This window comes from Brevundimonas sp. (assembly GCF_032107865.1).
Classification (GTDB): Bacteria; Pseudomonadota; Alphaproteobacteria; order Caulobacterales; family Caulobacteraceae; genus Brevundimonas.
In genome coordinates, this window is the sequence record NZ_DAMCNG010000173.1 from 1 (window position 1) to 5,734 (window position 5,734).

Consider the following 5,734-nt stretch of genomic DNA (forward strand, 5'->3'; position numbering starts at 1 on the left):
GACAGCGTGCGCGCCGCCCTGGACGCCCGCGCGGCGGCGCCGGGCGGTCTGGGGGCGCTGTCCTATGAGTGGTTCGAGACCATGCAGTTCGACGTCAACACGGCGGTGGTCTCGGGCCGGGCGGTGATGACGCGCGACGGCAAGACCCATCGCGGTCTGTTCACCCGCATCCTGCGCCGCACGGTCGACGGCTGGCTGATCGTCCACGACCAGCTGGCCTGGGGGCCGGAAGCCTAAGACGCCGCCTTACAAGGCCGTGTAGAGCGCCTCAACCAAGCGCAGCGCGCGCGGGTCGCCGAGCAGGTGGGGCGATTGGCGCGTCATGACATAGGCGGCCGAGACGCCCGCCGCCTGATCCGCAAACGCCATCGACCCGCCCCAGCCTGTGTGGCCGACCGTTGTCGGGTTGGGGCCGAAGATGTTCAGGCCCTGATTGCGGGTGAAGCCCGCCGCCCAGCTCATGTCGAAGGGCAGCACCCTGTCCGGTCCGTGGATGCGCTCGCGCGTGGTCTGGGCCAGGGTCTCTTCCGACAGCACGGTCAAGTGATCCAGCGCGCCGCCTGTGGCGACGATGGACATCATCCGCGCCAGATCCTTGGCCGTGCCATGCAGGTTGGCGGATGGAATCTCCGCCATGCGCCACTCGGTCGAGCCGCGTCCGCCGGGCGCCGAGCCGCGATCCAGGAATGCGGCCTTCTTGATGGCGTCGACAGGGCCGAGGTCCGGCGCGGCGGCGGGCTTGCGCAGCTGGGCGACGCGGTCGTGTTCGGCCTCGGGCAGGCCGATCCACAGGTCCAGATCGAACGGCTGGGCGAAGTCTTCGCGCAGGGCCGTCCCCATCGTCCGCCCGTCGACGATGCGGAACAGTTCGCCTGCCAGATAGCCGATGGTGATGGGGTGGTATCCGGACGCCGTGCCCGGCGCCCACAGCGGCGTCTGGGCCGCCAGCTTGTCCAGCACCGCCTGACGGTCGAACCAGATGGCCGGTTCGACGCCGTCGGAAAAGCCCGGCAGGCCGGACTGGTGGCTCATCAACTGGCCGACGGTCAGCTGGTCCTTGCCCGCCGCGCCGAAGGCGGGCCAGTGGTCGGCGACCCGGTCCTCATAGGACAGAAGCCCCTTGTCCACGCAGCGCGCGATCATCAGGGCCATCACCGCCTTGCCGGTGGAGAAGACCGGGACCAGCGTGTCTTCGGCGAACGGCTTTGTCCCGGCCAGATCGACCGAGCCAGCCCACAGGTCCGCCACCACTTCGCCGTCGATGGTCACGGAAAAACGCGCGGCCAGTTCGTTCAGCCCCTCGGGCGCATCGGTGAAGTTGGCGGCGAAGGCGTCCTTCACCGCGTTGAAGCGCGGCGGACAGACGCCGTGGAGTTCGGGGAGGCTGGTCATGAGACGGCTCTAACGCTTTGTCGGCTTCAGGTCACTTGCGGCCGATTACTGGCGCGCCGACGCCGAGGCGTTGCGCGCGCCCTCGAACTCGTCGCCCGGCTTCCATGCGGGCCAGTCGCGCGAATTGGCCAGGTCGCGGCCGACTTCATACAGCAGTTGAACATCGGCGGCGGCGGCGTCCATCTTCCACTGCGGCGTCCATTCGTCCGTGGGCTGATGGTAGCGGTTGGCGACGTAATCGCGGCTGGCTTCATTATGGCCGGTGAAGCCCGCTGCGGCGAACAGGGCGGGCACGCCCTTCCTCGCCAGCGGGAAGTGGTCCGAGCGATAGAAGGCCCCCGCGTGCGGCGCCGGATCGGGGATCAGGCGGCGACCTTCGCGCGCGGCCAGCACCGCCAGCCGGTCGTCCAGATCGTTCTTGCCCGCGCCGATGACGACGATGTTCGGGTCGATCTCGGTCCCCGGCAGCAGGCTGTCCATATTGATGTTGGCGACCGTCGTCTCCAGCGGCCAGACCGGATTGGCGGCATAGTATTCGGCGCCCAGCAGACCGGTTTCCTCGGCCGCCCAGCTGATGAAGACGGTCGAGCGTTCGGGGCGCGGCCCCTCGGCGAACAGGCGGGCGATCTCCATGACGCCCGCGACGCCCGTCGCGTTGTCCACGGCGCCGTTATAGATGTCGTCGCCGTTCTTGGGCGTGGCGCGGCCATAGGCGTCCCAGTGGGCGCCGAACATCACCGTCTCGTTCGGGTATTTCGCGCCGGGCAGGCGGCCGATGACGTTGCGGGTCTCGACCCGGTCGGCCTTCTGGCCGAAGTCGATGGACATGCTGACGCCGTCCAGCGCCACGGGGCGGAAGTCGGGGGTGCGCGCCTGGTCCTTCAGGGCGGCGAAGTCCAGCCCGGCGTCCCGGAACAACTGTTCGGCCACAGCGCCCTGAATCCAGCCCTGCGCCGCGACGCGCTCCTTGTTCGGGTCGGCGCGGACGATGTCGAACTTGGGCGCGGTCGAGGAATTCTCCAGCGTCGACCAGGGATAACCCGCGCCCGGCGTGTCGTGGATGACCAGCACGCCCGCCGCGCCGTGCGCCGCCGCCACCTGGAACTTATAGGTCCAGCGGCCATAGAAGGTCATGGCCTGACCGTCGAACTTGCCCGCGACCGGATGGCCTTCGGGCGCGCCGAAGTCGGGGTCGTTGACCAGCACCAGCATGATCTTGCCGGTCAGGTCGACGCCTTTGTAGTCGTCCCAGCCACGCTCGGGCGCATCGACGCCATAACCGACGAAGACCAGCGGCGCATCGGTCAGGGTGATGCGCTCCACCGGCCGGTCGGACGAGACGATGACGTCCTTGGCCCGCTGCAGTTCGGTGGTGCGGCCGTTGGAGGAGACGCTGATGGCGGCGGGTCCGTCCTGACTGGTGCGGCTGACCTGGGCCACCTGCACCCACGATCCGTTCGGGCCGCCGGGCTCCAGGCCCAGCGCCTGAAACTGCTGCGACAGCCAGGCGATGGTGCGGTCTTCGCCGGGCGTGACGGGCGCACGACCTTCGAACTCATCGGACGCCAGCACACGGGTCGCTTCGTTCAGCCGGGCCGGATCGACCTGGCCGGGCGCGCTCTGTGCCAGGACGGAGGTCGAACACATCAGGGCGGCGATCAGGCCGACGGCGGCGGAACGGGGCAGGGACATGGACAGGCTCGACATCTGAAATGTTTGCGCCACGCTGCCCCCTGAGACCGCCGCTGTCGACCCCGAAAGGCCTCAGCGCGCCGCCAGCCAGGCGCGCACGCCGTCCGCCGCCACGACGCCCGAGGCGAAGGACGCCTGAAGCAGATAGCCGCCGGTCGGCGCCTCCCAGTCCAGCATCTCGCCCGCGGCAAAGACGCCGGGTCGCGCCTTCAGCATCAGCCGTTCGTCCACGGCGTCCAGCGTCACGCCCCCGGCCGAGGAAATGGCGCGGCTTAGACCCTGCACCCCGGTCAAGGTCAGGGCGGCGCCCTTGATCCGGGCGGCCAGTTCGGCGGGGTCTGCGGGCAGGAGCTTGCCTTCGCGCAACAGGGCGACAGCGGCGGCGTCCAGTCGGGCGGCCTTGCGCAACCAGTTCGACAGGCTGTCCTTGCCGCGCGGTTTCGACAGGCGTTGCGTCAGAGCTATAGCGTCGAGATCTGGCCGCAGGTCGAGCGTCAGCACGGTCGACCCGTCACGCGCCACCGCCTCGCGCAGCCCGGCGGACAGGGCGTAGACGCCGCCGCCCTCGATCCCATAGGCGGCGATCATGGCCTCGCCGCGCACGGTGCGCCCGTCATGCGTCAGGGCGACGCCTTTCAGCGGCGTTCCAGCGAAGCGCTCGCGGAACAGCGGCGACCACGCGATATCAAAGCCGACATTGGCGGGTCGGAAGGGGGCGACGGCGGCGCCGGCCTGTTCCAGCGCCGGAACCCATGCGGCGTCCGACCCCAGTTTGGCCCAGCTGGCGCCGCCTAAAGCCAGAAGGATGGCGTCCGGCCGCTCGGTTTGCTCGCCCTCAGGCGTGTCGAAGATTAGGGCCTCGCCTCGCCAGCCGGTCCAGCGCGAGCGGGTGCGGACCTCGACGCCTAGACCCTCCAGTCGCGCCAGCCAGGCGCGCAACAGGGGCGAGGCCTTCATCGCTTTCGGGAACACCCGGCCGGACGAACCGACGAAGGTTGGCTGGCCCAGCCCATCGACCCAGTCGATCAGGTCGGCGGGCGAAAAGGCGTCCAGCCAGCCCTTGATGCGCGCCTGCGCGGCGGCGTCATAGCGGTTCAGGAATGGCTCTAGCGGCTCCGAATGGGTCAGGTTCAGCCCGCCGCGCCCGGCCATCAGGAATTTGCGCGCGACCGAAGGCATCCGCTCATGCACCACGACGCGCAGGCCTGCCTGAGCCAGACGTTCGGCGGCCATAAGTCCAGCGGGACCGGCGCCGATTACGGCGACTGTTGTGGGGGCGGAGGTCATCGACGCCTTCCTAGCCGGAATGACCGCTGCGGCCTATGCTGGCGGACATGAGCGTCGCCTTTACACGGGAAGAAGATCTGGAAGCCACGGCAGCGGACCTGCCGGACCGGCCGATCTCGCCCCATCCCAACCTCGTCACGCCGCAGGGTTTGGCCCAGATCGAGGCCGAGCTGGCGGCTGCGCGCGCGGCCTATACGGCGGCTCAGGCGGCGGGTTCGATCGAGGCCGACCGCACCGCCATGGCGCGGGCGACGCGCGATCTGCGCTATTGGTCGGCGCGTCGGGGCACGGCCCAGCTGGTCGAGGCGCCGCCCGACGGCAAGGTGCGTTTCGGCGACACGGTGACGATCGAGCGCGAAGACGGCCGCACCCAGTCCTGGCGCATCGTCGGCGAGGACGAGGCCGACCCGACCCAGGGCAGCGTCAGCCACGTCTCGCCCTTGGCCCGCGCCCTGATGGGCAAACGCGAGGGGGATGAGGCGACGGTCGCGGGCCAGTCGGTCGAGATCGTCGCCATCAAGGAAGGTTGAGAGGGGGCGGCTTCAGTAGCCGCCCGCGCCCTTCTCCTTCGCCACCGGCTGGAAGTCGCGCACGAACCGCTCCAGCAGGCGGACGCTGTAGCCGGCCGACCCGGCTGGCTTGACGTCATTGGCGGCGCCGAAGGCCATGTTGGCGATGTCCAGATGCGCCCAGGGCGTCTCGGGTCGCGCGAAATAGCCGATGAAGTGGGCGCCGGTGCCCGCGCCCGCGCCGCCGTCGCCCGAGTTCTTGATGTCGGCGATGGCCGAAGAGGTCGCCCGCACATAGTTGGGATGCAGCGGCAGGCGCCACAGGGTTTCGCCCGTGGCGTCGCCGGCGGTCTTCAGCTGGTCGGCCAGGACGTCGTGACGGCTGAACAGGCCCGCATAGTCATTGCCCAGGGCGCCGCCGACCGAGCCGGTCAGGGTGGCCACGTCGACGATGGCGGCGGGGTTCAGCGTCGTGTCGGCCCAGACCACGGCGTCGGCCAGCACCAGGCGGCCTTCGGCGTCGGTCGAGATGATCTCAATGGTCTTGCCGTTCATGGCGGTCAGCACATCGGCGGGACGGATCGCGTTCCCGTCGGGCATGTTCTCGGCCAGGGCGGCGACGGCGACCACGTCCACCGGCGCGCCGGATTTGGCCAGGGCCAGGACCGCGCCGACCACGCTGGCGGCGCCGGACATGTCCATCTTCATATTGCCCATGTTGGCGCCCGGCTTCAGCGAGATTCCGCCGGAATCGAAGGTGATGCCCTTGCCCAGCAGGGCGACGGGGCCGTCGCTCGCGGCGCCCTGGCCGCGATAGCGTACGGCCAGCAGGCGCGGCGGGCGGCTGGAGCCCT

Annotated in this window: 6 protein-coding genes; 2 read left to right on the top strand and 4 right to left on the bottom strand. The window is 69.8% G+C overall.

The window, feature by feature from the left end:
* Nucleotides 1–237, top strand: a 237-nt coding sequence (locus tag RT567_RS12835) for a hypothetical protein (RefSeq protein WP_313576706.1), incomplete at its 5' end; no start/stop codon positions are given.
* 9 nt (nt 238–246) lie between these two features.
* Here RT567_RS12835 and RT567_RS12840 read toward each other — a convergent pair.
* From RT567_RS12840 to RT567_RS12850, 3 genes are all read right to left on the bottom strand, one after another.
* Nucleotides 247–1,392, bottom strand: coding sequence for a serine hydrolase domain-containing protein (locus tag RT567_RS12840; RefSeq protein WP_313576707.1), 1,146 nt, complete (start codon nt 1,390–1,392; stop codon nt 247–249).
* 45 nt (nt 1,393–1,437) lie between these two features.
* A complete protein-coding gene (locus RT567_RS12845; RefSeq protein WP_313576708.1) occupies nt 1,438–3,084 on the bottom strand; it encodes a M28 family metallopeptidase in 1,647 nt (548 codons plus the stop codon).
* A gap of 72 nt (nt 3,085–3,156) precedes the next feature.
* Entirely contained in the window at nt 3,157–4,371 is a 1,215-nt protein-coding gene (locus RT567_RS12850) for a TIGR03862 family flavoprotein (RefSeq protein WP_313576709.1), read from the bottom strand.
* A gap of 47 nt (nt 4,372–4,418) precedes the next feature.
* Between RT567_RS12850 and greA the strand changes: the two genes are divergently transcribed.
* Entirely contained in the window at nt 4,419–4,901 is a 483-nt protein-coding gene (greA, locus tag RT567_RS12855; RefSeq protein ID WP_313576710.1) for a transcription elongation factor GreA, read from the top strand.
* Between the two features lie 12 nt (nt 4,902–4,913).
* Here the strand turns inward: greA and RT567_RS12860 are convergent.
* A partial coding sequence (locus tag RT567_RS12860; protein WP_409516177.1) for a leucyl aminopeptidase family protein occupies nt 4,914–5,734 on the bottom strand: 821 nt, incomplete at its 5' end.